Below are 22,456 nucleotides of genomic sequence, written 5' to 3'. Positions count from 1 at the left end.
CGATGCCGGTGTCGACGCCGCAGGTGACGTGGTCGTGGTCGGGCGCATGGGATGCGCCCGAAGCGGCGTCGCTGCACGCGCTCGACGGCATCACCATGGGCACGCGCTGGTCGGTCAAGTTGATCGCCCGCGCCAGCGCGCTGCCGATGTTGGAACGCGGCATCCAGGCGCGGCTCGATCAAGTCGTCGCCCAGATGAGCACCTGGGAAGCCGGTTCCGATCTCAGCCGTTACAACCGTTCCGGCGCCGGCAGTGTGCACGCGCTGCCGGCCGAATTCGCCGAAGTGATGGCGGCCGCGCTCGCGCTCGCCGCCGACAGCGACGGCGCCTACGACCCGACCATCGGCCCACTGGTCGATCTGTGGGGTTTCGGCCCTGCCGGCGCACGCGAGGCCGCACCCGACGCGATCGTGTTGGCGAACGCGCAAGCGCGTGTGGGCTGGCGCCGGCTGCGCTTCGACGCCGCCGCGCGCACGCTCGAACAACCCGGCGGCGCCTACGTCGATCTGTCCTCGATCGCCAAGGGCTACGGCGTCGACCGCGTCGCCGACTATCTGCTCGAACAAGGCGTCGCCGATTGCCTGGTCGAAGTCGGCGGCGAGTTGCGCGGGCACGGGCGCAAACCCGATGCGACACCGTGGCGCGTCGCGGTCGAACAACCCGACGGCAGCGACGACGAAGCCGCCGCAGTGATCGCACTCGACGGCCTCGCCATCGCGACCTCCGGCGACTATCGCCGTTATTTCGACACCGACGGCCGGCGTTATTCGCACACCCTCGATCCGCGCAGCGGCCGGCCGATCGCGCACCCGCTGGCTTCGGTCACCGTGCTGCACGCGCAGTGCATGCAGGCCGACGCCCTCGCCACCGCCTTGACCGTGCTCGGCGCGCATGCCGGCATGGCCTACGCGAACCGCCACGGGCTGGCCGCCTTGTTCGTGCTGCGCGAGGGCGAGGGCTTCGTCACTCGCACCACGCCGGCGTTCGTCGCCCGGCAGCGCAGCGCATGAGCAGCGTCGCGACCGCACCGCGCCGGCGCTTCGACCTCGGCGTCCTCGGCAATCTGCTGGTCGTGCTGGCGCTGGTCGCGCTCGCGATCGGTTTAGCGCAATGGCAGGCCGAACCCTTGCGTTGGAGCTTCCCCGGCCGTGGCCGTGTGTGGGCAGCGGGCGCGGTCGCCACGCTGTATGCCGGCTTCGTCGCCGCCATCGCCGTCTCACGGACGCGACATGCGCGCGCGCAGGCCTTGCCGGCGATCTCCACGCAACAACGCGGCGATTGGCTGGTCGCCTTCGCCAGCCAGACAGGTTTCGCCGAACAACTCGCACGCCGCAGTTACGAGGCCTTGCGCGATGCCGGCCTGCGCGCCGACCTCGCCGTGCTCGGCAGCCTCGACGCGGCGCAACTGGCGCAGTATCCGCGCGTGTTGTTCGTCGTCAGCACCACCGGCGAAGGCGATGCGCCCGACAGCGCGGCCGGCTTCGTCCGACGAGTCATGGCGCAGGCAGGCGAACTGTCGGCCACACGCTACGGCGTGCTCGCCCTCGGCGACCGCGAGTACACCGAGTACTGCGCGTTCGGCCATCGTCTCGACCACTGGCTGCGGCATTCCGGAGCCCAATCCCTGTTCGATCTGGTCGAGGTCGACAACAGCGAACCCGGCGCCCTGCGCCATTGGCAGCACCATCTGGGCCTGTTGGCCGGCCACACCGAGCTGCCCGACTGGAGCGCGCCCTCGTACCGCCCCTGGCGCCTGCAGGAACGCCTGCTGTCCAACCCCGGCAGCGTGGGCGGCCCGGTGTTCCGACTGGGCCTGGTGCCGGCCGACGGCGACGCGCTCGACTGGCGCGCCGGCGATATCGCCGAGATCGGCCCGCGCAACAGCGCCGCCGATGTCGCGCAGTGGCTGGCGACGCTCAGCCTGGACGGCGCCGAAATCGTGCGGCACGAAGATGCGCAGGAGCCCTTGTCGGCCTTGCTGTCGCGCTCGCGTTTGCCCGATCCCAATGCCGTGCGGGGGCAAGGCGCGCAGGCCATCGCCGACGCGCTCAAGCTGTTGTCGCATCGCGAGTACTCGATCGCCTCGGTGCCTGCCGACGGTTCGCTGCAACTCTTGGTCCGGCAGATGCGTTACGAGGATGGCCGCTACGGCAGCGGCAGCGGCTGGCTGACCGAACATGCGGCGATGGGCACCGCGATCGACCTGCGCATCCGCAGCAACCCCTCCTTCCATGCACCGAGCGATGCGCGCTCGGTGTTGTTGATCGGCAACGGCACCGGCCTGGCCGGCCTGCGTGCGCTGCTCAAGACCCGGATCGCCGCGGGGCATCGCCGCAACTGGCTGCTGTTCGGCGAACGCAACGCCGCCTGCGACCTGCACTACCGCGCCGAACTCGACGCCTGGCAGGCCGATGGCGCGATCGAACGCGTCGACTACGCGTTCTCGCGCGACGGCGAATCGCGGACCTATGTGCAGGATGTGTTGCGCAGGCATCTGGACGCGGTGCGCGAATGGATCGCGCAAGGCACCGCGGTCTATGTCTGCGGCAGCCTGGAAGGCATGGCGCCGGGCGTGGAAGCGGTGCTGCACGAAGCGGTCGGCGTGGACGCGTTGGAGGCCATGGCCGCGGACGGCCGCTATCGGCGCGATGTGTATTGAGCGATCTCGGGCGCGTGAATCGTCGCGGGGATGACCGATCCTGAGATGGTGGCTGCTGGGGATGTGGGTTCCGGGGTACGGAGTGATCCCGGGCGCGTCAACCATCGCCCCCTTTGAAAAAGGGGGCCGACGCCCGGCGTGCGCGTCGCTGCTGGGTGAGGTTCGGAGCGTGGGGGATTTGCTTTGGCTTCGCTTACACCCAGGCCGACTCAGCCGAACAAGGGCGCAACGGATGGGGAATACGCCCAGATCTCTGGATCCCCGCCTTCGCGGGGATGACGGCTTTTGAGGGATGACGGCTCTTAAGGGATGACGACTCTCGGCGCGATACGTACTGAGTGATCTCGAGCGCGTGAACCATCGCCCCCTTTGACAAAGGGGGCCGACGCCCGGCGCGCGCATCGCTGCTGAGTGAGGTTCGGAGCGAGGGGATTTGCTTTGGTTTGCTTCGCATACACCCAGGCCGACTCAGCCGAACAAGGGCGTAACGGATCGGGGGAATACGCCCAGATCTCTGGATCCCCGCCTTCGCGGGGATGACGGCTCTTGAGGGATGGCGGCTCTTAAGGGATGACGACTCTCGGCGCGATACGTACTGAGTGATCTCGAGCGCGTGAACCATCGCCCCCTTTGACAAAGGGGGCCGACGCCCGGCGCGCGCATCGCTGCTGAGTGAGGTTCGGAGCGAGGGGATTTGCTTTGGTTTGCTTCGCATACACCCAGGCCGACTCAGCCGAACAAGGGCGTAACGGATCGGGGGAATACGCCCAGATCTCTGGATCCCCGCCTACGCGGGGATGACGGCTTGGGGATGACCGCTATTGGGGGGTAACGGCTCTTGGGGGATGACCGCTATTGAAGCGGTAACGGCTCTCGGCGTGAGGTGCAGACCGTCCTGTGCGGATTCAGTCGAGCGGGGCCACCCGCACCAACAGCACCTCGCCACCGCCTTCGAGCACGTTGCGCAGGCGTTCGCTGCCGGCGGCAAGCATCGCGGTGTCGCCGGCTTGCAGCGGCGGCAGGCCGGAGTCGTCGGCGAACCGCGCCTGGCCAGCCAGCAGATGCACGGCCCAGGTCTGGCCCGGCTCTGCGAAGATCACCATCGGCCCGACCAGCGGACGGTGCCAGAGCTCGGCACGGACCCGGTCGCGCCGCCACATCAGGTTGAAGTCGTGGGTCAGGCCGTCGAGCAGCTCGCCCTGCACCGCGCGTTCGCCGGCGAAACGCAGTTTGTCGTGCGGCGGCAGCAGTTCGTGGACCTCGCCGTCGTCGAAACGCAGGCGCAGGCCGTTGCCGCTGAGCAGGACCAGTTCGCGATCGATCCCCGGGAACGCCGAGAACGGCGCATCGCGCTCGATCTCGGCGATCGACAGGCGCCAATCCCAGTCCTCGCCGGGGATCGGGCGATCGAGCCCGGCCTCGTTCTGGCGGCTCATGCGCACGATCTCGCGGGTCCAGCCGAACTGGTTGCGCCAGCGTTCGCGGCGGTATTCGTTGGCGGGGATGGACCAGGTCAGACGGTCGGGCATGGGCGTGGCTGCGGCTGAACGAAGGCGCAGTCTAGTGGTTGGGCCGGGTTGGCCCAAGCGGGTTCGAGGCAAGCACGACGGCGGACGATGGCGCGCCAAGGTCATATAGACGAGGCAGGCGCGGCCGAGCCGCGCGGTGGCCGCCGTCGGGGTTGGGTCGCGGCTCACGCCGCTCCTACAGGGGGCGAGCGCGGGGTTGCATGGGGATCGGCCGAGGCCGATGGATGGCGGTCGTGGCTTGTGACCGAAGGAAATCCAGTAGGACGCCGCTCCTACCCCAAAGCCCAGAGGCCCGAAGCTCCTCCCGACTCCCGACTCCCGACTCCCGACTCCCGATTCCCGATTCCCGAATCCCGAATCCCGAATCCCGAACAAGGGTGTGCCCCGCCGCAGATCCCTCTGGGGCGGGGCAACGTACTTCCGTGTCCAGGGACCTCCCCCCGAATCCTTTCGGGCTTCCTTGCCCGATTAGCTGCCGACCCCGCGTCCTTACGGCATCGGCAGACTTGTTCAGCGCTTGCTGGCAGCGCGCGGGGCCGCGATGGCTCCGGCGGTGTTGGTCGGGCGGACCTGAGCGGCGCCGCCGACCACGATGCGTTCCCGATTCTTTTCGACCGTCTTCAGACCGATTCCCTTGACCAGGGCCAGCTGCTCGACGCTGCGGAAGGCCCCGTTGGCCTTGCGGTAAGCGACGATGGCTTCGGCCTTGGAGGCCCCGATGTTGAGCAGTACGCGGTCCAACGTGGCCGCGTCGGCGCTGTTGATATTGACCTTTTCCGAGGCGAAGGCACTGCCGGCGAGCATCAGCGACAGGACCAGCGACTTTGCGATGAGGGCAAACGATTTCATGGTTAAAGCTCCTGAGAGTGGATTCCGTTCCTGGCCGGCGGCCTTACGTCCTTGAGTCCTTGTGTCCGCCGGTGGAGACAGTCTCCATGTCTCGACCGGCACAGGTTATCGCCGCAGGCGCCTGTGCGAAGCCGGGGGATGCCGCAGCGCAGGGTAGGAAAAGTCCTACACGGCCCGGGAGGCGTAAAATGACCCCCTTCCCCGCTCCAGAGGTCCGTCAATGGACGCCAGCAAGGTCGATCGCTACGTCAGCGAGAAGTGGGACGACGAAATCGTCCCGCAACTGGTCGAATACATCCGCATCCCCAACAAGTCGCCGATGTTCGACGCCGACTGGGTCCAGCACGGCTATATGGACGATGCCGTCAGGCTCATGGAAACCTGGGCCCGCGCCCAGACGATCCCGGGCATGCAGGTCGAGGTGGTGCGCCTGGAAGGCCGCACGCCGTTGATCTTCATCGATATTCCGGCGGCCCACGGCGGCAGCGACGAGGATTGCGTGCTGCTCTACGGCCACCTCGACAAGCAGCCGGAGATGACCGGCTGGGACGACGACCTCGGCCCGTGGAAGCCGGTGATCAAGGGCGACAAGCTCTACGGCCGCGGCGGCGCCGACGACGGCTACGCCATCTTCGGCTCGCTGGCGGCGATCCTGGCCCTGCAGGAACAACAGCAGCCGCACGCGCGCTGCGTGATCCTGATCGAGGCCTGCGAGGAGTCCGGCAGCTACGACCTGCCCGCCTACGTCGACCACCTGGCCGACCGCATCGGCAAGCCCTCGTTGGTCGTCTGTCTGGACTCGGGTTGCGGCAACTACGATCAATTGTGGTGCACCACTTCGCTGCGCGGCCTGGCCGGCGGCAACTTCACCGTCAAGGTGCTCAGCGAAGGCGTGCATTCGGGCGATGCCTCCGGCGTGGTGCCGTCGAGCTTCCGCCTGCTGCGCCAGTTGCTGTCGCGCCTGGAAGACGAGAGCAACGGCAAGATCCTGATCGAAGGCCTGTACGTCGACGTGCCGCCCGAGCGCCTGGAGCAGGCACGCCAGGCCGCCAAGGTGCTCGGCACCGCGGTCTACGACAAGTTCCCGCTCCTGCCCGGCATGCAGCCGATGTTCAAGGAGAACGCGCCCGACGACCTGGCCGAGCTGGTGCTCAACCGCACCTGGCGCCCGGCCTTGTCGGTGACCGGCGTCGACGGCATGCCGCCGCTGGCCTCGGCCGGCAACGTGCTGCGCCCGCACACCTCGGTGAAGCTGTCGCTGCGTTTGCCGCCGACTCTCGACGGCAAGCGCGCCGGCGAGTTGCTCAAGGAAGTGCTGCTGCGCGATCCGCCGAACGGTGCCCAGGTGACCCTGGAACTGGAGAAGTCGTCGAGCGGTTGGAACGCCCCGGCGATGTCGTCGTGGCTGTCGAACGCGATCGACGCATCGAGCCGCGAATTCTTCGGCCAGCCGGCGATGTACATGGGCGAAGGCGGCTCGATTCCGTTCATGGGCATGCTCGGCGAGAAGTTCCCGGGCGCGCAGTTCATGATCACCGGCGTGCTCGGCCCGCATTCCAACGCACATGGCCCGAACGAGTTCCTGCACATCCCGATGGGCAAGCGGGTGACCGCCTGCGTGGCCCGCGTGGTCGCCGAGCATCACCTGGCGAGCCAGCGCGGCGAGACCACCGGCGTGGCCGCGGTGGCCGACAGCGGCGATCGGCATGGCGGGCACGGTTGCTGCTGATTTTTGCGGCTAGCCAGTGGTGAAAGGAAACGGGCCTTCGGGCCCGTTTTCTGTTTGGCGCGAGTTACAAGCGGTGAACGTCTTTGCGCTTCGACCGATGACGCTGGACCAGCGTCTTCTGCGCGTCCCGTGGTCGCGGCTTGCGCCGCTCCTGCCTCTTGCCTGCGTTGCCCTTGGGTAGGAGCGGCGCGAGCCGCGACCGCGTTCCTGCACGACGCGACGTCTGTCTGGGCTTGCTGCGTCCGGCTGATGCGGTGGATGTTTGACCGCTTCGGTCGACGGCGTGGGACAGGAGCTTTCTGCGCGCCCGCGGTCGCGGCTTACGCCGCTCCTACAAGGAGACGACCCCGGCCTATGTAGGAGCGGCGTAAGCCGCGACCACGATGTCGCACGAAGCGATGCCGATCGAGGCGGGTCGCGCCGGTACGAGAGCCGATTCCTTGCCCTCTCTGCAGGACCTACCAGCCACCCGCCCCGCCCTCACGCCGCGGCGACGCTGGCCGCCACATGCTCCAGCCGCGTCACCCACCATCCCCAGGAGGGCAAGCCCATGCTAGGCGGCATCTTTTACACGATCATCATCGGCGCGGTCATCGGCGTCCTCGCACGCTTCTTCAAGCCCGGCGCCGATCCGATGGGCTGGATACTCACCATCCTGCTCGGCATCGCCGGCGCCTACATCGGCAGCCTGCTCTATGCCGGCGGCGGGCTGATCGGTCTGATCGTCTCGGTCATCTGCGCCATCGTGCTGCTGTTCCTGTACGAGATGATCCGAAGCAAGACCTCCAAACCCTGAAGCACCTGCGGCATTGCGCTTCGCCGAAAACAGAACACCCCGGCTCAGGCCGGGGTGTTTCGTTTCGGACATGTAGGCAGCCTGGCGCTGCGCCGAGACGGCCGCGTCGCAGATGCTCAATCGCGCAGGTAATCGATCACCCGCTGCGCCAAGGCCTGGGCATCGTGTTCGAGGGTGTCCAGCTGCAGCTCCGCCGCCTCCGGCGCTTCGTACGGCAAATCGATGCCGGTGAAGTTCGGGATCTTGCCGGCGCGGGCCTTCGCGTACAGGCCCTTGACGTCGCGGCGCTCGGCCTCGGCAAGCGGGGTGTCGACGAAGACTTCGACGAACTCACCGTCCTCGAACAACTCGCGCGCGAGCCGGCGTTCGGCGCGGAACGGCGAGATGAAGCTCACCAGCACGATCAGGCCGGCGTCGGTCATGAGCTTGGCGACTTCGGCGACGCGGCGGATGTTCTCGACCCGGTCTTCGTCGGTGAAGCCGAGGTCCTTGTTGAGGCCATGCCGCACGTTGTCGCCGTCGAGCACGAAGCTGTGGTGGCCGAGCGCGTGCAGTTGCTTGTCGACCAGGTTGGCGATGGTCGACTTGCCCGAACCGGACAAACCGGTGAACCACACGCAACGCGGCTTCTGGTGCTTGCTGCGCGCACGTGCGGCCTTGTCGACGTCGACCGGCTGCCAATGGATGTTGCCGGCACGGCGCAAGGCGAAATCCACGGTGCCGGCGGCGACGGTGGCGTGGCTCTGGCGGTCGATCAGGATGAAGCTGCCGAGTTCGCGGTTGTCGAGATAGGCCTCGAATGCGATCGGCTGATCGAGGCTCAGATTGCAGTAGGCAACCTCGTTGAGTTCGAGGTGCTTGGCCGCGAGCTGGGCCTGGCTGTTGACGTCGACCTTGTGCTTGATCTCGGTGATGCTGGCGCTGACCGTGCGCGCGCCGATCTTCAGCCAGTACGAGCGGCCCGGCAGCAGCGGCTGGGTGTCCATCCACAGCAGATGCACGGCGAACTGGTCGGCCACCTGCGCAGGCTGCGCGGCGTTGGCGATGACGTCGCCGCGACTGATGTCGAGTTCGTCGGCGAGGGTCAGGGTGACCGCCTGGCCGGCACCGGCGACCTTGAGATCGCCGTCGGCGGTGACGATGCGCCGCACCTGCGAGCGGCGGCCCGAGGGCAGCGCGACGACTTCGTCGCCGGGCCGCACCGTGCCGGCGGCAATGGTGCCGGCGAAACCGCGAAAATCCTGGTTCGGGCGGTTGACCCATTGCACCGGCAGGCGGAAGCCGAGTTCGGCCGCGCTGCGTTCGGTGTCGACCGATTCCAGATGCTCGAGCACGCTCGGGCCGTGATACCACGGCGTCTGCGCCGAGCGTTCGGTGAGGTTGTGGCCATGCAAGGCCGACAAGGGCACGGCGGTGACGTGCTCGATGCCAAGCTGGGCGGCGAGCTCGCGGTATTCACCGGCGATGCGCTCGAACACGGCCTGGTCGAAGTCGACCAGGTCCATCTTGTTGACCGCGAGCAGCACGTGGCGGATGCCGAGCAAAGACACGATATAGCTGTGCCGGCGCGTCTGCGTCAGCAGGCCCTTGCGTGCATCGACCAGCACCACCGCCAACGCGGCGGTCGAGGCGCCGGTCGCCATGTTGCGGGTGTACTGCTCGTGGCCCGGGCAGTCGGCGACGATGAACTTGCGTTTCTCGGTGCCGAAGAAACGGTAGGCGACGTCGATGGTGATGCCTTGCTCGCGCTCGGCGGCCAGTCCGTCGACCAGCAGGGCGAAATCGATCTCGCCGTTCTGGGTGCCGTGGCGGCGGCTGTCGGCGTCGAGCGCGGCCAATTGGTCGTCGAACAGCAGGCGGGTGTCGTGCAGCAGGCGCCCGATCAGGGTGCTCTTGCCGTCGTCGACACTGCCGCAGGTGATGAAGCGCAGCAGGCTCTTATGCTCGTGCTGCTGCAGGTAGCCGGCGATGGTGTCATCGACGGGATGGGAGATTCGGGATTGGGGATTCGCAAAAGCCACCACGCTGCCGCTCACTGTCGCCAACGCATCTACGTCGCCACGCTCCGTCTGCTCCAACCCCGCCTGCTCCAACCCAGTCTGCTCCAACCCAGCCTGCTCCAATCCAGCCTGCTCCAACCCAGCCTGCCGACTCGCGAATCCCGGCTTCATCAGAAGTAGCCCTCTTGTTTCTTGCGTTCCATCGAAGCGGAAGGATCGTGGTCGATCACCCGCCCCTGGCGCTCTGAGGTGGTCGCGACCAGCATCTCGGCGATGATCGCTTCGAGCGTGTCGGCCTCGGACTCGATCGCACCGGTCAGCGGGTAGCAGCCGAGCGTGCGGAAGCGCACCTTGCGGGTCTGCGGCACTTCGCCGTCGCGCAGCGGCAGGCGCTCGTCGTCGACCAGGATCAGGCTGCCGTCGCGTTCCACCACCGGGCGTTCGGCGGCGAAATACAGCGACGGCACCGGGATCTTCTCGCGGTAGATGTACAGCCAGACGTCGAGCTCGGTCCAGTTCGAGATCGGGAATACACGCACGCTCTCGCCGGCATGGATGCGGGTGTTGAACAGCGACCACAGCTCAGGGCGCTGGTTCTTCGGGTCCCAGCGGTGCTGCGGATTGCGGAAGGAGAAGATCCGTTCCTTGGCGCGCGACTTCTCTTCGTCGCGGCGCGCGCCGCCGATCGCGGCGTCGAACTTGTTCCAGTCCAGCGCCTGCTTGAGGCCCTGGGTCTTCATCACATCGGTATGCACGCTGGCGCCGTGACTGACCGGGCCGATGCCCTGGGCCAGGCCGTCGGGGTTGATATGCACGCGCAGGTCGACGCCGGTCTCGCTGGCGCGGCGGTCGCGGAAGGCGATCATCTCGCCGAACTTCCAGCCGGTGTCGACATGCAGCAAGGGGATCGGCGGGCGCGCCGGGTAGAAGGCCTTGAGCAGCAGGTGCAGCAGCACCGAGCTGTCCTTGCCGACCGAGTACAGCATCACCGGGTTGCGGAACTCCGAGGCCACCTCGCGCAGGATGTGGATGCTTTCGGCCTCGAGCCGGTCCAGATGACTCAACGCCTGCGCGGACAACGGCGGCGGCGGAGCGGACAGCGGCGGGCTCAGGTCGGGTGACGCACTCATTCGGAGGGACTCATCAAGGCGGCGGGCGTATCGAAAGGGCGGACTGGACGACGCGCGCCAGCCGGGCAAACCGGTCGCGGCGACCCGCCGACAGCGGGAAACCGGACGGGCGGCCCCGGACTTGCGGACCGTCCAAGCCTAGCCGGACCGGCGGCTGAGCTTGCGGCCATTAGAATTCCCCCGGTTTCGGGGAGGAAATAAGCGCCGGGCATGAGCGCATTACCGAGCATCCTTTCCGCGGCCGGGGAGCCGCTCGTAGCCTGCAGTCTCCCGAAGTCAGAAGCCGACCGCCGTGCCCGCCGCCGCCCTGTCCGCTCCAGTCCTGTCCGCTCCGCCCTCGCTCGCCACTCCGCTGCCCGCGGACCGGCTCGATTCGCTCGTCCGCCTCACCGAGAGCCTGGACCACAACAGTCTATGGTGGTTGTCGGGCTATGCCGCCGGCCTGGCCCGCGCCGGCGCCGGCAACGTCGCCACCCTCGCGATTCCGGCCGCAGCCCCCGCGGTCGCCGCGCCAGAGGCCCGCACCAGCGAGCGCCTGAGCATCGTCTACGGCAGCCAGACCGGCAACGCCAAGCGTTTGGCCGAGCAGCTCGCCGGCCAGGCCGAGGCCGCCGGCCTCAGCGTGCGCCTGCTGCGCGCCGACGCTTACCCGACCCGCGAGCTCAAGAACGAACGCCTGCTCTATGTGGTCATCAGCACCCAGGGCGACGGCGACCCGCCGGACGACTCGCGCGGTCTGATCGATTTCATCGCCGGCAAGCGCGCGCCCGAACTCAAGGGCCTCAGTTTCGCCGTGCTCGGTCTCGGCGATTCCAGCTACCCGGATTTCTGCTCGATCGGCCAGAAGGTCGACGCGCGCCTCGCTGAACTCGGCGCGACCCGCTTGTTCGCCCGCGGCGACGCCGATCTGGATTTCGAAACCGTCTCCACGCCCTGGCTGCAGCAGGCGCTGAGCCAGGCCAAGGAAGCGCTGAAGCCGGCCGCCACGCATCTGGCCACGGTCACGCCGCTGCGTCCGCTCGCCGCTGCGCCGGCGTTCCATCGCGACGCGCCGTTCGCCGCCGAGTTGCTGAGCAATCAGCGCCTGATCGCGCGCGGTTCCGACCGGGTCGTGCCGGACAAGGACATCCGCCACATCGAAATCTCGCTGGAGGGCTCGGGCCTGCATTACCAGCCCGGCGACTCGCTCGGCATTTGGCCGCGCAATCCGCCTGCCCTGGTCGAGGCGGTGCTGAGCACGCTCGAACTAGACGGCAACACCGGCGTCGAACACGGCGGCCAGTCGCTGCCGCTGCGGCAGTGGCTCAGCGAGAAGCGCGAGCTGACCAAGCTGGCGCGTCCGTTCATCGCCAGCCATGCCGCGCATGCGCGCAGCGACGAACTCAACCGCCTGCTCGCCCCCGACCAGGCCGCCCAGTTCGCCGAACTGCTCGCCAACAGCCAGGTCATCGACCTGCTGCAGCGCTATGACGGCCAGTGGTCGGCCGAGGAACTGGTCGCCGCGCTGCGCCCGCTGACTCCGCGCATGTACTCGATCGCCTCCAGCCAGAAGCTGGTCGGCGACGAAGCCCACCTCACCGTCGCCCACGTCGAGTACCAAAGCGCCGGCGGCACCCGTTGGGGCGCGGCCTCGCACTTGCTCGCGAGCGCCGACGAAGGCGAGCGCCTGCCGGTGTTCATCGAACACAACGAACGCTTCCGGGTGCCGGCCGACGGCAGCCGCGATGTGATCATGATCGGCCCGGGCACCGGCGTCGCGCCGTTCCGCGGCTTCGTCCAGGAACGCGTCGCCGACGGCGCCAGCGGCCGCAACTGGCTGCTGTTCGGCAATCCGCATTTCCGCACCGACTTCCTCTACCAGGTCGAATGGCAGGCTGCGCTGAAGGCCGGCCAGTTGCACAAGCTCGACCTGGCGTTCTCGCGCGACCAGGCGCAGAAGGTCTACGTCCAGCATCGCCTCGGCGAACAGGGCCGCGATCTGTACGACTGGCTGGAAGGCGGCGCGCATCTGTACGTCTGCGGCGACGCCTCGCGCATGGCCAAGGACGTGCACGCCGCATTGCTGGCGGCGATCGCCAAGCACGGCGGCAAGGACGAGGAAGGCGCCGAAGACTATCTCAACGAATTGCAGCGACAGGGCCGCTACGCCCGGGACGTTTACTGATGTATTTGTTTCGCCATCGCCATTTCATCGAACCGGGTCGCGCGTCGCAGGCCGACGCATCCGGCTTCGTGTCTACTGCGCTCGACGGATCTGTCGTTAACGGATCGCTGCTTGCCCCGGCGGCCCGGATGGAACGAGGAAACCACGCCGCCCCGGTAGCGCGCGCCGACAAGAGCGCGTCGCCGGGCCCGGGCCGCGCTCCATTCGGGCTGCATCCCTCCAGCGCCCACTCGCTGCGTTTCGCCGCAATCGCCGGAGCGCCGGCATGAGCGCGCATTCGGTCGAAGACATCAAGCGCTCCAGCGCGCGCCTGCGCGGCAGCCTGCTGGAAAGCCTGGCCGATCCGGTCACCGGCGCCCTGCGCGACGACGACCAGACCCTGATCAAGTACCACGGCAGCTACCAGCAGGACGATCGCGACGTGCGCGAGGAGCGCCGTATCGCGCGCCTGGAGCCGGCCTACAGCTTCATGATCCGCACCCGCACGCCGGGCGGCGTGGTCAACCCGGAGCAATGGCTCAAGCTCGACGCCATCGCGACGACTTATGCCGAACGCGGCCTGCGCGTCACCACGCGCCAGGCCTTCCAGTTCCATGGCGTGATCAAGACCGAGCTGAAGGCGACCATGCAGTCGATCAACGCCGCCTTGATCGACACCCTGGCCGCCTGCGGCGACGTTAACCGCAACGTCGCCGTCGCCGCCAACCCGCAGGTCTCGGCCTCGCATGCGCAGGTGTTCAAGCAGGCAGCGGCGCTGTCCGAGCACCTGCTGCCGAACACCCGCGCCTACTACGAGATCTGGCTCGACGAAGAACGCGTCGACGGCAGCGGCAGCGAGGACGAGCCGATCTACGGCAACGTCTACCTGCCGCGCAAGTTCAAGATCGGCTTCGCCATTCCGCCCTACAACGACGTCGACGTGTTCGCCCAGGACCTGGGCTATATCGCGATCATCGCCAAGAACGCCGCCGGCGCCGACGAACTGCTCGGTTACAACGTCACCGTCGGCGGCGGCATGGGCGCGACCCACGGCGACGCCGAAACCTATCCGCGCGTCGCCGACGTGATCGGCTTCGTGACGCCCGACCAGGTCATCGCGGTCGGCGAAGCGGTGGTCACCGCGCAACGCGATTTCGGCAACCGCGCGGTGCGCAAGCGTGCCCGCCTCAAGTACACCATCGACGACCGCGGGCTCGCCTGGTTCAAAGCGGAAGTCGAACGCCGTGCCGGGTTCCCTCTCCTCCCGGCACGGCCGTTCGCCTTCCGTCATAACGGCGACCGCTTCGGCTGGGTCGACAGCGATGCCGGCAGCAACGGCGAAGCGCGCGCGCACCTGACTCTGCGCCTGCCGGCCGGACGCATCGTCGACGGCGCGCTCGACGGCCACGGCCCCGAACTGACCCACCTCAGCGGCCTGCGCGCGATCGCGCAGTTGCTGAGCGGCCATGACGGCGCCGAGTTCCGCATGACCCCGAACCAGAACCTGGTGATCGCCGGCGTGCCGTCGGCGCTGCGCACGCAGGTCGATGCGCTGGTCGCTCAGCACGGTCTCGATGCCTATCGCCAGGCCAGCCCGCTGCGCCGCAACGCCCTGGCCTGCGTGTCGCTGCCGACCTGCGGCCTGGCCATGGCCGAGGCCGAGCGTTACCTGCCGGATTTCCTCGGCCACGTCGAAGCTTTGCTGGCGAAGCACTCGATCCCGGATGCATCGATCAACCTGCGCATCAGCGGTTGCCCCAACGGTTGCTCGCGCCCCTACCTCGGCGAGATCGCCCTGGTCGGCAAGGCGCCGGGCCGCTACAACCTGATGCTCGGCGCCGATCACCGCGGCCAGCGCCTGAACACCCTGTACCGCGAAAACATCGCCGAGCCGGAGATCCTCGCCGCGCTCGACCCGCTGTTCGCCGCCTATGCGAGCGGACGCAACGACGACGAAGGTTTCGGCGACTACCTGGTGCGCAACCAGGTCGTCTCGATCCCCTATCCCACCCCCACCGGCATACCGATCGCACTGGTTGCAGAGGCCTACGCATGAGCGCTCCGACCGATCCCGTCACCGCCGCCGAATCGCCGCGCGCGCTGGCCGAACTCAACGCCTGGCTGGCCACGCAAAGCGCCGAGCAACGCGTCGCCTGGGCCCTGGAAAACACCGCCGGCGAGCACGCGCTGTCGTCGAGCTTCGGCGCCCAGTCGGCGGTGTCGCTGCACATGGTGACCAGGCAGGCGCCGCGGATCCCGGTGATCGTGGTCGACACCGGCTATCTGTTCCCGGAGACCTACCGCTTCATCGACGAACTCGGCGAGCGGCTCCAGCTCAATCTCAAGGTCTATCGCCCGCAGATCGGCGTGGCCTGGATGGAAGCGCGCTTCGGCCGCTTGTGGGAACAGGGCCTGGACGGCATCGAGCGCTACAACCGCCTGCGCAAGGTCGAACCGATGCAGCGCGCGCTCAACGACCTCGGCGTGCGCACCTGGATCGCCGGCCTACGCCGCAGCCAGTCGGGCAGCCGCGCCAACATCGAGTTCCTGCAGTTGCGCGACGGACGCTGGAAACTGCATCCGCTGGCCGACTGGAGCGACCGCGACATCTGGCAATACCTGCATACGCACGACCTGCCGTATCACCCGCTGTGGCACGACGGCTACGTCTCGATCGGCGACATCCACACCACCCGCCGGCTCGAACCGGGCATGCGCGATGAGGACACCCGTTTCTTCGGCCTCAAGCGCGAATGCGGCCTGCATTTCGACAGCGAGCCGGTGGCGGAGAACCAGGCGGCTTGATGGCTGCAGGTTGGGTTGCGCGGCGAACGTAACGGAAAGCAAATCCCCCCTGCCCCCCTTTTTCAAAGGGGGGAATGCTTACGGGAGATTCTGTCGAGGCTCGTTGATATCCGGGCTGCCTCTCACACCCGCGCAACGTCCTAACGGACTTCCCCCTTTGGAAAAGGGGGACCGAGGGGGATTTGCTCTTCAGCCACAACGACACGCCCGCCGAAGCTCGGCAACGACTCGCAGACCGCTTACGAACTGATCGGCTGAGTCAGCTCGGTCCAGGTCGGGGCCTTCGGCCACTGCGGTTCCAGGTTGCCTTCGAGCACGCGGCGCAGGTCGCGGCGGTCGATCTGCGGCGCCAGGCCGTGCAACAGCTCCAGCGCGTAATCGCGCAGCACCCGCGCACGCGGAATCACCGCCCAGGTGATGCACTCGGGGAACGCGTCCGGCGCGATCAGCGCCTTCAGGTCGTCGTCGCGCGAGGTCACCGCCATCTCGGCCAACACACCGACGCCGAGGCCGGCACGCACATAGGTCTTGATCAGATCGGCATCGCGCGCGGTCATCGCCAGCTGCGGCTCCTGGCCGCCGGCGGTGAAGGCGCGGCGCAGCGAGGATTCCGGGCGGGTCGAGGATTCGTAGCTGATCAGCGGGTGCGCGGCCAGTTCGGCCAAGGTCGGCGCGCGATCGAGCTTGGCCAGCGCATGCGTGCGCGGCACCAGCACCACCCGGCGCCAACGGAACAACGGCACCGCGAGCCCGCCCTCGGGCGCGGCGCCCGCGGTGCTGATCACCGCCAGATCGGCGTTGCCGTGCGACAGGTGCGACAGCACTTCACCATCGGCGGCCGCCTGCAGATGCACGCTGACTTGGGGGAAATCGCGTTTGACCTGGGCGATCACCGGCGGCAGCACGTAGCGCGCCTGAGTGTGCGTGGTCGACAGCACCAGACGGCCGGCGTGCTGGCCGCGCTCGTTGGCGGCGTAGGCGCGGATGTTGCTGGCCTCTTCGAGAATGCGGCGCGCGTGTTCGAGCACGCGCTCGCCGGCCGGCGCGATCGCTTCCAGGCTGCGGCCCTTGCGCACGAACAACAAAAAACCCAGTTCGTCTTCGAGCTGCTTGAGTTGCTTGGACAAACCCGGCTGGGTCGCGTGGACGCGCTCGGCGGCCAGGGTGATGTTGAGGCCCGAATCGGCGATGGCGACCAGGTAGCGGAGCTGGGTCAGGGTCATGGCGTGGCTATCCGTAAAAGAGGGAGATCGGCGGCGGAATGTCGGCGCAGACGACGGCAACAGCCCGCGCCGTAGCGGACCGGGTCGTGCGGCCGGGACATTCGTTTGCGGATCGCATCCACGTCTTTATCGCTCTATTCGGATATAACGATTTATAGCGTATTCGGCGTATGGTCGCCTTGTCCAGCCCCCTGGGCGGCCTTGCCGGGCCTCATGCCGTGACGGCATGTGCAAAGGCGGCGACGTCATTTCCGGCCCCGCTCCGGGCGCCGTAGGGTCGTCCCATCGTCCCCGGATCGTCGCCCCGCCGCCATGACCAGCCCCCTGTTCCCATTGTTTGCCGACCTGCGCGGACGCACCGTGCTCGTGGTCGGTGGCGGGACGGTGGCGCTGCGCAAGGCCGGGGCCTTGCTCGAGGCCGGCGCCCGGGTCCGGGTCGGCGCGCCCGAACTGGTCCCGGCCCTGGCCGCCTGGGTCGCCGAGGGCCGCATCGAACACTTGCCGGGGCCGTTCGTCTCGCAGTGGCTGGACGAGGCCTGGCTGGCGATCGCCGCGACCGACGATGCCGCGGTCAACCGCGCCGTCGCCGAAGCCGGCGAGGCGCGCCGGGTCTGGGTCAACGTCGTCGACGATGTCGAGGCGTCGAGCTTCCACGTCCCGGCGCGCGTGGTCCGCGGCCCGGTGCAGATCGCGATCTCCAGCGGCGGCGGCGTGCCGATGCTGTCGCGCCATCTGCGCGAAACCCTGGAAACCCAACTCGACGAATCGCTCGGCGCACTCGCACAGCTGTTGTCGCGCGAACGCGAGCGCATTCGCAAGCACTATCCCGACCTCGGTGCGCGCCGTCGCTTCTTCGACCGCGTGCTGTCGGGGCCGATTCCCTCGCTGCTGCGCCAGGGCCGCGGCGAAGAAGCGCAACGCGCCTTCGGCGCCGCGCTGGTCGAATCCGACGCAGCCGCCGCGCAAGTCGGATCGGTCGCCCTGGTCGGTGCCGGCCCCGGCGATCCGGGCCTGCTGACCCTGCGCGGCCTGCGCGTGCTCAACGAGGCCGACGTGATCCTGCACGACCGCCTGGTCAGCCCGCAGGTGCTGCAACTGGCGCGCCGCGACGCCGAGCTGATCGACGTCGGCAAGCCGCTCGCCGGCACGCTGTCGCCGGCGAACCATCACAGCACCCAGGAACGCATCCACTCCCTCATGCTCAAACACGCCCGCGCCGGCAAGCGCGTGGTGCGGCTCAAGGGCGGCGACCCGTTCGTGTTCGGACGCGGCGGCGAAGAACTCGAAGCGCTGCGCGACCACGGCATCGCCTTCGAGGTCGTGCCGGGCATCACCGCCGCGCTGGCCTGCGGCGCCTATGCCGGCATCCCGCTGACGCATCGCGAGCATGCGCAGTCGCTGCGTCTGGTCACCGCTCATCTGAAGGACGCCAACGACGGCCTCGACTGGCGCGCGCTCGCCCAGGAAAAGCAGACGCTCGCGGTCTACATGGGCGTGTCCGGGCTGGACGTGCTGCGCGACAAACTGATCGAACACGGCCGCGCCGCCGGCACGCCGTTCGCCCTGATCGAAAACGGCTCGCGCCCGGAACAGCGCGTGGTCACCGGCACGCTGGCCGAACTGGCCGAACGTGCACAAGCGCATCGCGTGCAGTCGCCCGCCTTGCTGATCGTCGGCGAAGTCGCGGCGCTGGCCGAGCGCCTGCACTGGTTCGGCGAGGCGCCGCTGACGCAAGCGCTGGCGCCGACGCCGGCGGCAACCTACGCCGTAGCCGCCTGACCGCCCCTCATTCGCACCCACGCCACGGGAACTCACTCATGCCCCTATACGACAACATCCTCGACACCATCGGCAACACGCCGATCGTCAAACTGCATCGCATCGCGCCGAAACACGTGACGCTGTATGCGAAGGTCGAATCGTTCAATCCCGGCGGTTCGGTTAAGGACCGCCTCGCCCTGGCGATCGTGCTCGACGCCGAGCGCAGCGGCGCGTTGAAGCCGGGCCAGACCATCGTCGAAGCGACCTCGGGCAACACCGGCATCGCCCTGGCGATGGTCGCCGCCGCCCGCGGCTATCCGTTCGTGGCGGTGATGACCGAAACCTTCTCGATCGAGCGCCGCAAGCTGATGCGCGCGTACGGCGCGAAAGTCATCCTGACCCCAGCCGCCGAGCGCGGCACCGGCATGGTCCGCAAGGCCGCCGAGCTGGCCGAGAAACACGGCTGGTTCCTCGCCCGCCAGTTCGACAACCCGGCCAACCCGGCCTACCACCGCAACACCACCGGCCCGGAAATCCTGCGCGACTTCGCCGGCAAGCGCCTCGACTATTTCGTCACCGGCTGGGGCACCGGCGGCACGCTCAGCGGCGCCGGCCAGGTGCTCAAACTGGCGCGCCCCGAGCTGAAGATCATTACCTCCGAACCCGCCGGCGCTTCGTTGTTGAGCGGCAACGCCTGGCAGCCGCACAAGATCCAGGGCTGGACCCCGGACTTCGTACCCGGCGTGCTCGATCGCGGCATCGCCGACGACATCCGTCCTGTCGACGACGTCGTCGCGCGCGACACCGCGCGCCGCCTGGCCGCCGAGGAAGGCGTGTTCGTCGGCATCTCCGCCGGCGCGACCGTCGCCGCCGCCCTGCAGGTGGCCGAACAGGCGCCGGAAGGCTCGGTGCTGCTGGCGATGCTGCCGGACACCGGCGAGCGTTATCTGTCGACCTTCTTGTTCGAAGGCGTGGCCGAAGGCTCCGACGACGAGTGGCTGGCTTCCCTGGATCGGGAGGAGTCGGTCGCGGCTTGAGCAACAGGCGGGGCGGAGCCGAGCGCGGCCCTCTGGCGCGCACGTGCCGCCGCGTCGGGATCGGCTTTCGCGCCGGCCCCGCCCCGCGCTTCTATTCAGTAACGCATCAGCGGTAACCGGGCACCCGTAGGGCGGGGCTCACGACGGCGAGACGCCGGAGGCAGCGGTGGCGACTGCATCCGGAAGACGGCGGCGTGGGCTTCGCCCTACATCTTTTTGTCCGGCGGCGCGGCGACGAAGCTTGAGCCCTCGCCCGCCTCCCAGCGTTGCAGTGGCTGCGCTCGCCACCCGCGGGAGAAGGGCTAAAGCTGCCGGGCCGACGCTTCTCCTGCCGGCAATGGAAGACCGCACGGATTCACCCCCGGACCGCGGACGTTTACCCTGTGCGCTTGCGGCACCCGCCGCGCGGAGCAGGCATGACCCAGTCCCACCCTACCGATCGCGACCTCGCCCGCCTGAATTGGGCCCGCGCCGCGACCGGCGACGACCGCCTCGAACTCGTACGCGCTTCGTTCGACGCCGGTTTCCGCAGCTACTGGCGGGGCGCGACGACCGCAGCCGGCGCCGACCCAACCACCGTCATCGTCATGGACTCGCCGCCCGAGCTCGAGGACGCGCGCCCCTGGCTGCGCATGCGCGAGGTCCTGCTCGCCGGCGGCGTGCGCGTGCCGGACGTGCGGGCCCAGGATCTCGAACACGGTTTCCTGCTGCTCGAAGACCTCGGCCGCGACACCTATCTGCAAGTGATCGACGACGGCAACGCCGACGCGCTGTTCGACGATGCCTTCACCCAGTTGCTGAAGATCCAGGCCCTGCCCTGCCCCGACGACCTGCCCCCTTACGACGAGGCTTTCCTCGCCCGCGAACTGCGTTTGTTCGACGAATGGTTCCTCGGCCGCCACCTCGGCATAGAGCTGAGCTGCGACGACCTGGAAAAACTCGACCTGGCCTATCGCCGCATTCTCGACAACGTGCTCGCCCAGACCCAGATCTTCGTGCACCGCGACTTCATGCCGCGCAACCTGATGCCGGTGCCCGGCGGGGTGGCGGTGATCGACTTCCAGGGCGCGCTGCGCGGGCCGATCACCTACGACCCGATCAGCCTGTTCCGCGATGCCTTCCTGAGCTGGCCGGAGACGCGCGTCGACGCCTGGCTCGCGCGCTATCACGCGCGGGCCACCGCGGCCGGCATTCCGTTGCCGGAGCTCGCGCGTTTCCGCCGCGACGCCGACTTCGCCGGCCTGCAGCGCCACATCAAGATCCTCGGCCTGTTCGCGCGCCTGCACCATCGCGACGGCAAGCCGAAGTACCTGGCCGACGCGCCGCGTTTTCTCGGTTACCTCGACGTGGTCCTGTCGCGTTACCCGGAACTCGCGCCGCTCGCCGACATCGTCGAGCGCTACGTGCGCCCGGCCCTGATCGCGGCCGCTGCGGCCGACCCGGCATGAAAGCGCTGATCTTCGCCGCCGGCCTCGGCGAGCGCATGCGCCCGCTCACCCTGCACACGCCCAAGCCTTTGTTGAGCGTGGGCGGCAAGCGCCTGATCGAATGGCATCTGGAAAAGTTCGCCGCACTCGGCATCGATGAGGTCGTGATCAACACCAGCTGGCTCGCACCGCAATTCCCCGAAACGCTCGGCGACGGCGCGCGCTGGGGCCTGCGCCTGCGCTATTCCTACGAAGGCGAAACGCCCCTGGAAACCGGCGGCGGCATGTTGCATGCGCTGCAACTGCTGCAGGAAAACGCCGACCCGCAGGCGCCGTTCCTGGTCGCCAACGGCGACATCTGGACCGACTACGACTTTGCCGACCTGCCGCGCGAGTTCCACGGCGATGCGCATCTGCTGTTGGTCGACAATCCGCCGCAGCATCCGCACGGCGACTTCCGCCTCGACGACGGGCGCCTGTACAACCACGGCGAACCGCGCCTGACCTACTCGGGCATCGGCCTGTATCGCGCCTCGCTGTTCGACGGCTGGCACGCGCGACTCGGCGATGCCGCCGGCACGCAACTTCAGCCGCCGCGCTTCAGCACCGTGCCCTTGCTGCGCGCCGCCGCCGATGCCGGCCGTTTGAGCGGATCGCATCATCGCGGCCGCTGGACCGACGTCGGCACGCCGGAACGATTACAACAACTAGACGCCGCACTGACCGCGGCGGCGCACGGTTGAACGCAACCAACGAATCGATATCGCGCGGCCTGAACCACCGCAGCCACTCACCCCTGCGAACTGGAATCCCATGACCGCCGTAAACCTCACCAAGACCAGCAAGTTCCTCAGCCTGGTGCTGCGCCACGAACCCGAAGCCATCGGCCTGAGCCTCGACGACAACGGCTGGGCCGACCTCGACGAACTGGTCCGCCTGGCCAATGCCGGCGGCAAGCCGGTGACGCGCGCGCTGATCGAGCAAGTCGTGCGCGACAACGACAAGCAACGCTTCGCGATCAGCGCCGACGGTGCGCGCATCCGCGCCAACCAGGGCCACTCCATCGAGGTCGACCTGGCGCTGACCGCGCTGGAACCGCCGGCCACGCTCTACCACGGCACCGCCACGCGCTTCGCCAAGTCGATCCGCAACCTGGGCCTGGTCAAGCAGAGCCGCCAGCACGTGCATCTGTCCTCCGACGCCGAGACCGCGATCAAGGTCGGCAGCCGCCACGGCAAGGCCCTGGTGCTGTCGGTGCGCGCCCGCGACATGCATGCGCGCGGCCTGAGTTTCTTTCAATCCGAAAACGGCGTGTGGCTGACCGACGCGGTCGCGCCGGAATTCATCGACTGGCCGTCGGAAGGCTGA

The 22,456-nt window shown here is 68.3% G+C and carries 18 protein-coding genes; 13 read left to right on the top strand and 5 right to left on the bottom strand.

From position 1 onward, the window contains the following. Positions 1–2: 2 nt before the first annotated feature. The gene (locus tag ACKN61_RS07250; RefSeq protein ID WP_408952914.1) at positions 3–1,010 is read left to right on the top strand and encodes an FAD:protein FMN transferase; all 1,008 of its coding nucleotides are present in this window, start codon (positions 3–5) and stop codon (positions 1,008–1,010) included. Continuing rightward, positions 1,007–2,659, top strand: a complete 1,653-nt coding sequence (locus ACKN61_RS07245; RefSeq protein WP_408952913.1) for a sulfite reductase subunit alpha — start codon at positions 1,007–1,009, stop codon at positions 2,657–2,659. The genes ACKN61_RS07250 and ACKN61_RS07245 overlap by 4 nt, the downstream gene beginning before the upstream one ends. A gap of 905 nt (positions 2,660–3,564) precedes the next feature. On the opposite strand, the gene ACKN61_RS07240 is transcribed toward ACKN61_RS07245, so the two are convergent. Together ACKN61_RS07240 and ACKN61_RS07235 are read right to left on the bottom strand one after the other, a co-directional pair. Further along, complete coding sequence (locus ACKN61_RS07240; RefSeq protein WP_408952912.1) at positions 3,565–4,188, bottom strand: HutD family protein; 624 nt, start codon at positions 4,186–4,188, stop codon at positions 3,565–3,567. Between the two features lie 510 nt (positions 4,189–4,698). Then, positions 4,699–5,037 carry a ComEA family DNA-binding protein gene (locus ACKN61_RS07235; protein ID WP_036149553.1) on the bottom strand — a complete coding sequence of 113 codons (339 nt, stop codon included), beginning with the start codon at positions 5,035–5,037 and terminating at the stop codon, positions 4,699–4,701. Positions 5,038–5,257: 220 nt separating this feature from the next. Here ACKN61_RS07235 and ACKN61_RS07230 point away from each other — a divergent pair, with 220 nt between their 5' ends. Together ACKN61_RS07230 and ACKN61_RS07225 are read left to right on the top strand one after the other, a co-directional pair. Next, a complete protein-coding gene (locus tag ACKN61_RS07230) occupies positions 5,258–6,766 on the top strand; it encodes a M20 family metallopeptidase (protein WP_408952911.1) in 1,509 nt (502 codons plus the stop codon). Between the two features lie 550 nt (positions 6,767–7,316). Then, entirely contained in the window at positions 7,317–7,562 is a 246-nt protein-coding gene (locus ACKN61_RS07225; RefSeq protein WP_031373682.1) for a GlsB/YeaQ/YmgE family stress response membrane protein, read from the top strand. Between the two features lie 116 nt (positions 7,563–7,678). Here the strand turns inward: ACKN61_RS07225 and cysN are convergent, their stop codons facing one another. Beyond that, positions 7,679–9,598, bottom strand: coding sequence for a sulfate adenylyltransferase subunit CysN (gene cysN / locus ACKN61_RS07220; protein ID WP_408952910.1), 1,920 nt, complete (start codon positions 9,596–9,598; stop codon positions 7,679–7,681). A 134-nt stretch (positions 9,599–9,732) separates the two neighbouring features. After that, entirely contained in the window at positions 9,733–10,692 is a 960-nt protein-coding gene (cysD, locus tag ACKN61_RS07215; protein ID WP_408952909.1) for a sulfate adenylyltransferase subunit CysD, read from the bottom strand. Between the two features lie 307 nt (positions 10,693–10,999). Between cysD and ACKN61_RS07210 the strand changes: the two genes are divergently transcribed. Genes ACKN61_RS07210 through ACKN61_RS07195 form a run of 4 tightly spaced genes read left to right on the top strand, consistent with a single transcriptional unit; the run spans position 11,000 to position 15,640 of the window. Then, entirely contained in the window at positions 11,000–12,856 is a 1,857-nt protein-coding gene (locus ACKN61_RS07210; protein WP_408953774.1) for an assimilatory sulfite reductase (NADPH) flavoprotein subunit, read from the top strand. Beyond that, complete coding sequence (locus ACKN61_RS07205) at positions 12,856–13,125, top strand: hypothetical protein (protein WP_408952908.1); 270 nt, start codon at positions 12,856–12,858, stop codon at positions 13,123–13,125. The genes ACKN61_RS07210 and ACKN61_RS07205 overlap by 1 nt, the downstream gene beginning before the upstream one ends. Continuing rightward, a complete protein-coding gene (gene cysI / locus ACKN61_RS07200) occupies positions 13,122–14,891 on the top strand; it encodes an assimilatory sulfite reductase (NADPH) hemoprotein subunit (protein WP_408952907.1) in 1,770 nt (589 codons plus the stop codon). The genes ACKN61_RS07205 and cysI overlap by 4 nt, the downstream gene beginning before the upstream one ends. Continuing rightward, positions 14,888–15,640: a phosphoadenylyl-sulfate reductase gene (locus ACKN61_RS07195; RefSeq protein WP_408952906.1), complete on the top strand. Its 753-nt coding sequence runs from the start codon at positions 14,888–14,890 to the stop codon at positions 15,638–15,640. The genes cysI and ACKN61_RS07195 overlap by 4 nt, the downstream gene beginning before the upstream one ends. Before the next feature lie 239 nt (positions 15,641–15,879). Here the strand turns inward: ACKN61_RS07195 and ACKN61_RS07190 are convergent, their stop codons facing one another. Then, complete coding sequence (locus tag ACKN61_RS07190) at positions 15,880–16,863, bottom strand: LysR family transcriptional regulator (RefSeq protein ID WP_223619912.1); 984 nt, start codon at positions 16,861–16,863, stop codon at positions 15,880–15,882. Between the two features lie 312 nt (positions 16,864–17,175). Here ACKN61_RS07190 and cysG point away from each other — a divergent pair, with 312 nt between their 5' ends. The 5 genes from cysG (at position 17,176) to ACKN61_RS07165 (ending at position 22,456) form a co-directional block, all read left to right on the top strand. Continuing rightward, a complete protein-coding gene (gene cysG, locus ACKN61_RS07185) occupies positions 17,176–18,642 on the top strand; it encodes a siroheme synthase CysG (protein WP_408952905.1) in 1,467 nt (488 codons plus the stop codon). A 38-nt stretch (positions 18,643–18,680) separates the two neighbouring features. Continuing rightward, on the top strand, positions 18,681–19,661 hold the full coding sequence (gene cysK, locus ACKN61_RS07180; protein ID WP_408952904.1) for a cysteine synthase A: 981 nt from the start codon (positions 18,681–18,683) through the stop codon (positions 19,659–19,661). A gap of 416 nt (positions 19,662–20,077) precedes the next feature. After that, entirely contained in the window at positions 20,078–21,109 is a 1,032-nt protein-coding gene (locus ACKN61_RS07175; protein WP_408952903.1) for an aminoglycoside phosphotransferase family protein, read from the top strand. Further along, positions 21,106–21,831, top strand: coding sequence for an N-acetylmuramate alpha-1-phosphate uridylyltransferase MurU (gene murU / locus ACKN61_RS07170; RefSeq protein WP_408952902.1), 726 nt, complete (start codon positions 21,106–21,108; stop codon positions 21,829–21,831). Before ACKN61_RS07175 ends, murU begins: the two co-directional genes overlap by 4 nt. Positions 21,832–21,901: 70 nt before the next feature. Next, positions 21,902–22,456: an RNA 2'-phosphotransferase gene (locus tag ACKN61_RS07165; protein ID WP_408952901.1), complete on the top strand. Its 555-nt coding sequence runs from the start codon at positions 21,902–21,904 to the stop codon at positions 22,454–22,456.

The sequence above is a fragment of the Lysobacter sp. Hz25 genome (assembly GCF_046097045.1).
GTDB classification, from domain to species: domain Bacteria; phylum Pseudomonadota; class Gammaproteobacteria; order Xanthomonadales; family Xanthomonadaceae; genus Lysobacter; species Lysobacter antibioticus_B.
Note: the sequence above shows the minus strand (reverse complement) of the source record. Positions and strands in the feature narration are given on the sequence as shown.

Excerpts from the sequence above, each read along its gene's own strand:
- ACKN61_RS07250 (WP_408952914.1), top strand. The coding sequence starts at position 3 with ATGCCGGTGTCGACGCCGCAGGTGACGTGGTCGTGGTCGGGCGCATGG.
- ACKN61_RS07245 (WP_408952913.1), top strand. The coding sequence starts at position 1,007 with ATGAGCAGCGTCGCGACCGCACCGCGCCGGCGCTTCGACCTCGGCGTC.
- ACKN61_RS07240 (WP_408952912.1), bottom strand. The coding sequence starts at position 4,188 with ATGCCCGACCGTCTGACCTGGTCCATCCCCGCCAACGAATACCGCCGC.
- ACKN61_RS07235 (WP_036149553.1), bottom strand. The coding sequence starts at position 5,037 with ATGAAATCGTTTGCCCTCATCGCAAAGTCGCTGGTCCTGTCGCTGATG.
- ACKN61_RS07230 (WP_408952911.1), top strand. The coding sequence starts at position 5,258 with ATGGACGCCAGCAAGGTCGATCGCTACGTCAGCGAGAAGTGGGACGAC.
- ACKN61_RS07225 (WP_031373682.1), top strand. The coding sequence starts at position 7,317 with ATGCTAGGCGGCATCTTTTACACGATCATCATCGGCGCGGTCATCGGC.
- cysD (WP_408952909.1), bottom strand. The coding sequence starts at position 10,692 with ATGAGTGCGTCACCCGACCTGAGCCCGCCGCTGTCCGCTCCGCCGCCG.
- ACKN61_RS07205 (WP_408952908.1), top strand. The coding sequence starts at position 12,856 with ATGTATTTGTTTCGCCATCGCCATTTCATCGAACCGGGTCGCGCGTCG.
- cysI (WP_408952907.1), top strand. The coding sequence starts at position 13,122 with ATGAGCGCGCATTCGGTCGAAGACATCAAGCGCTCCAGCGCGCGCCTG.
- ACKN61_RS07195 (WP_408952906.1), top strand. The coding sequence starts at position 14,888 with ATGAGCGCTCCGACCGATCCCGTCACCGCCGCCGAATCGCCGCGCGCG.
- ACKN61_RS07190 (WP_223619912.1), bottom strand. The coding sequence starts at position 16,863 with ATGACCCTGACCCAGCTCCGCTACCTGGTCGCCATCGCCGATTCGGGC.
- cysG (WP_408952905.1), top strand. The coding sequence starts at position 17,176 with ATGACCAGCCCCCTGTTCCCATTGTTTGCCGACCTGCGCGGACGCACC.
- cysK (WP_408952904.1), top strand. The coding sequence starts at position 18,681 with ATGCCCCTATACGACAACATCCTCGACACCATCGGCAACACGCCGATC.
- ACKN61_RS07175 (WP_408952903.1), top strand. The coding sequence starts at position 20,078 with ATGACCCAGTCCCACCCTACCGATCGCGACCTCGCCCGCCTGAATTGG.
- murU (WP_408952902.1), top strand. The coding sequence starts at position 21,106 with ATGAAAGCGCTGATCTTCGCCGCCGGCCTCGGCGAGCGCATGCGCCCG.
- ACKN61_RS07165 (WP_408952901.1), top strand. The coding sequence starts at position 21,902 with ATGACCGCCGTAAACCTCACCAAGACCAGCAAGTTCCTCAGCCTGGTG.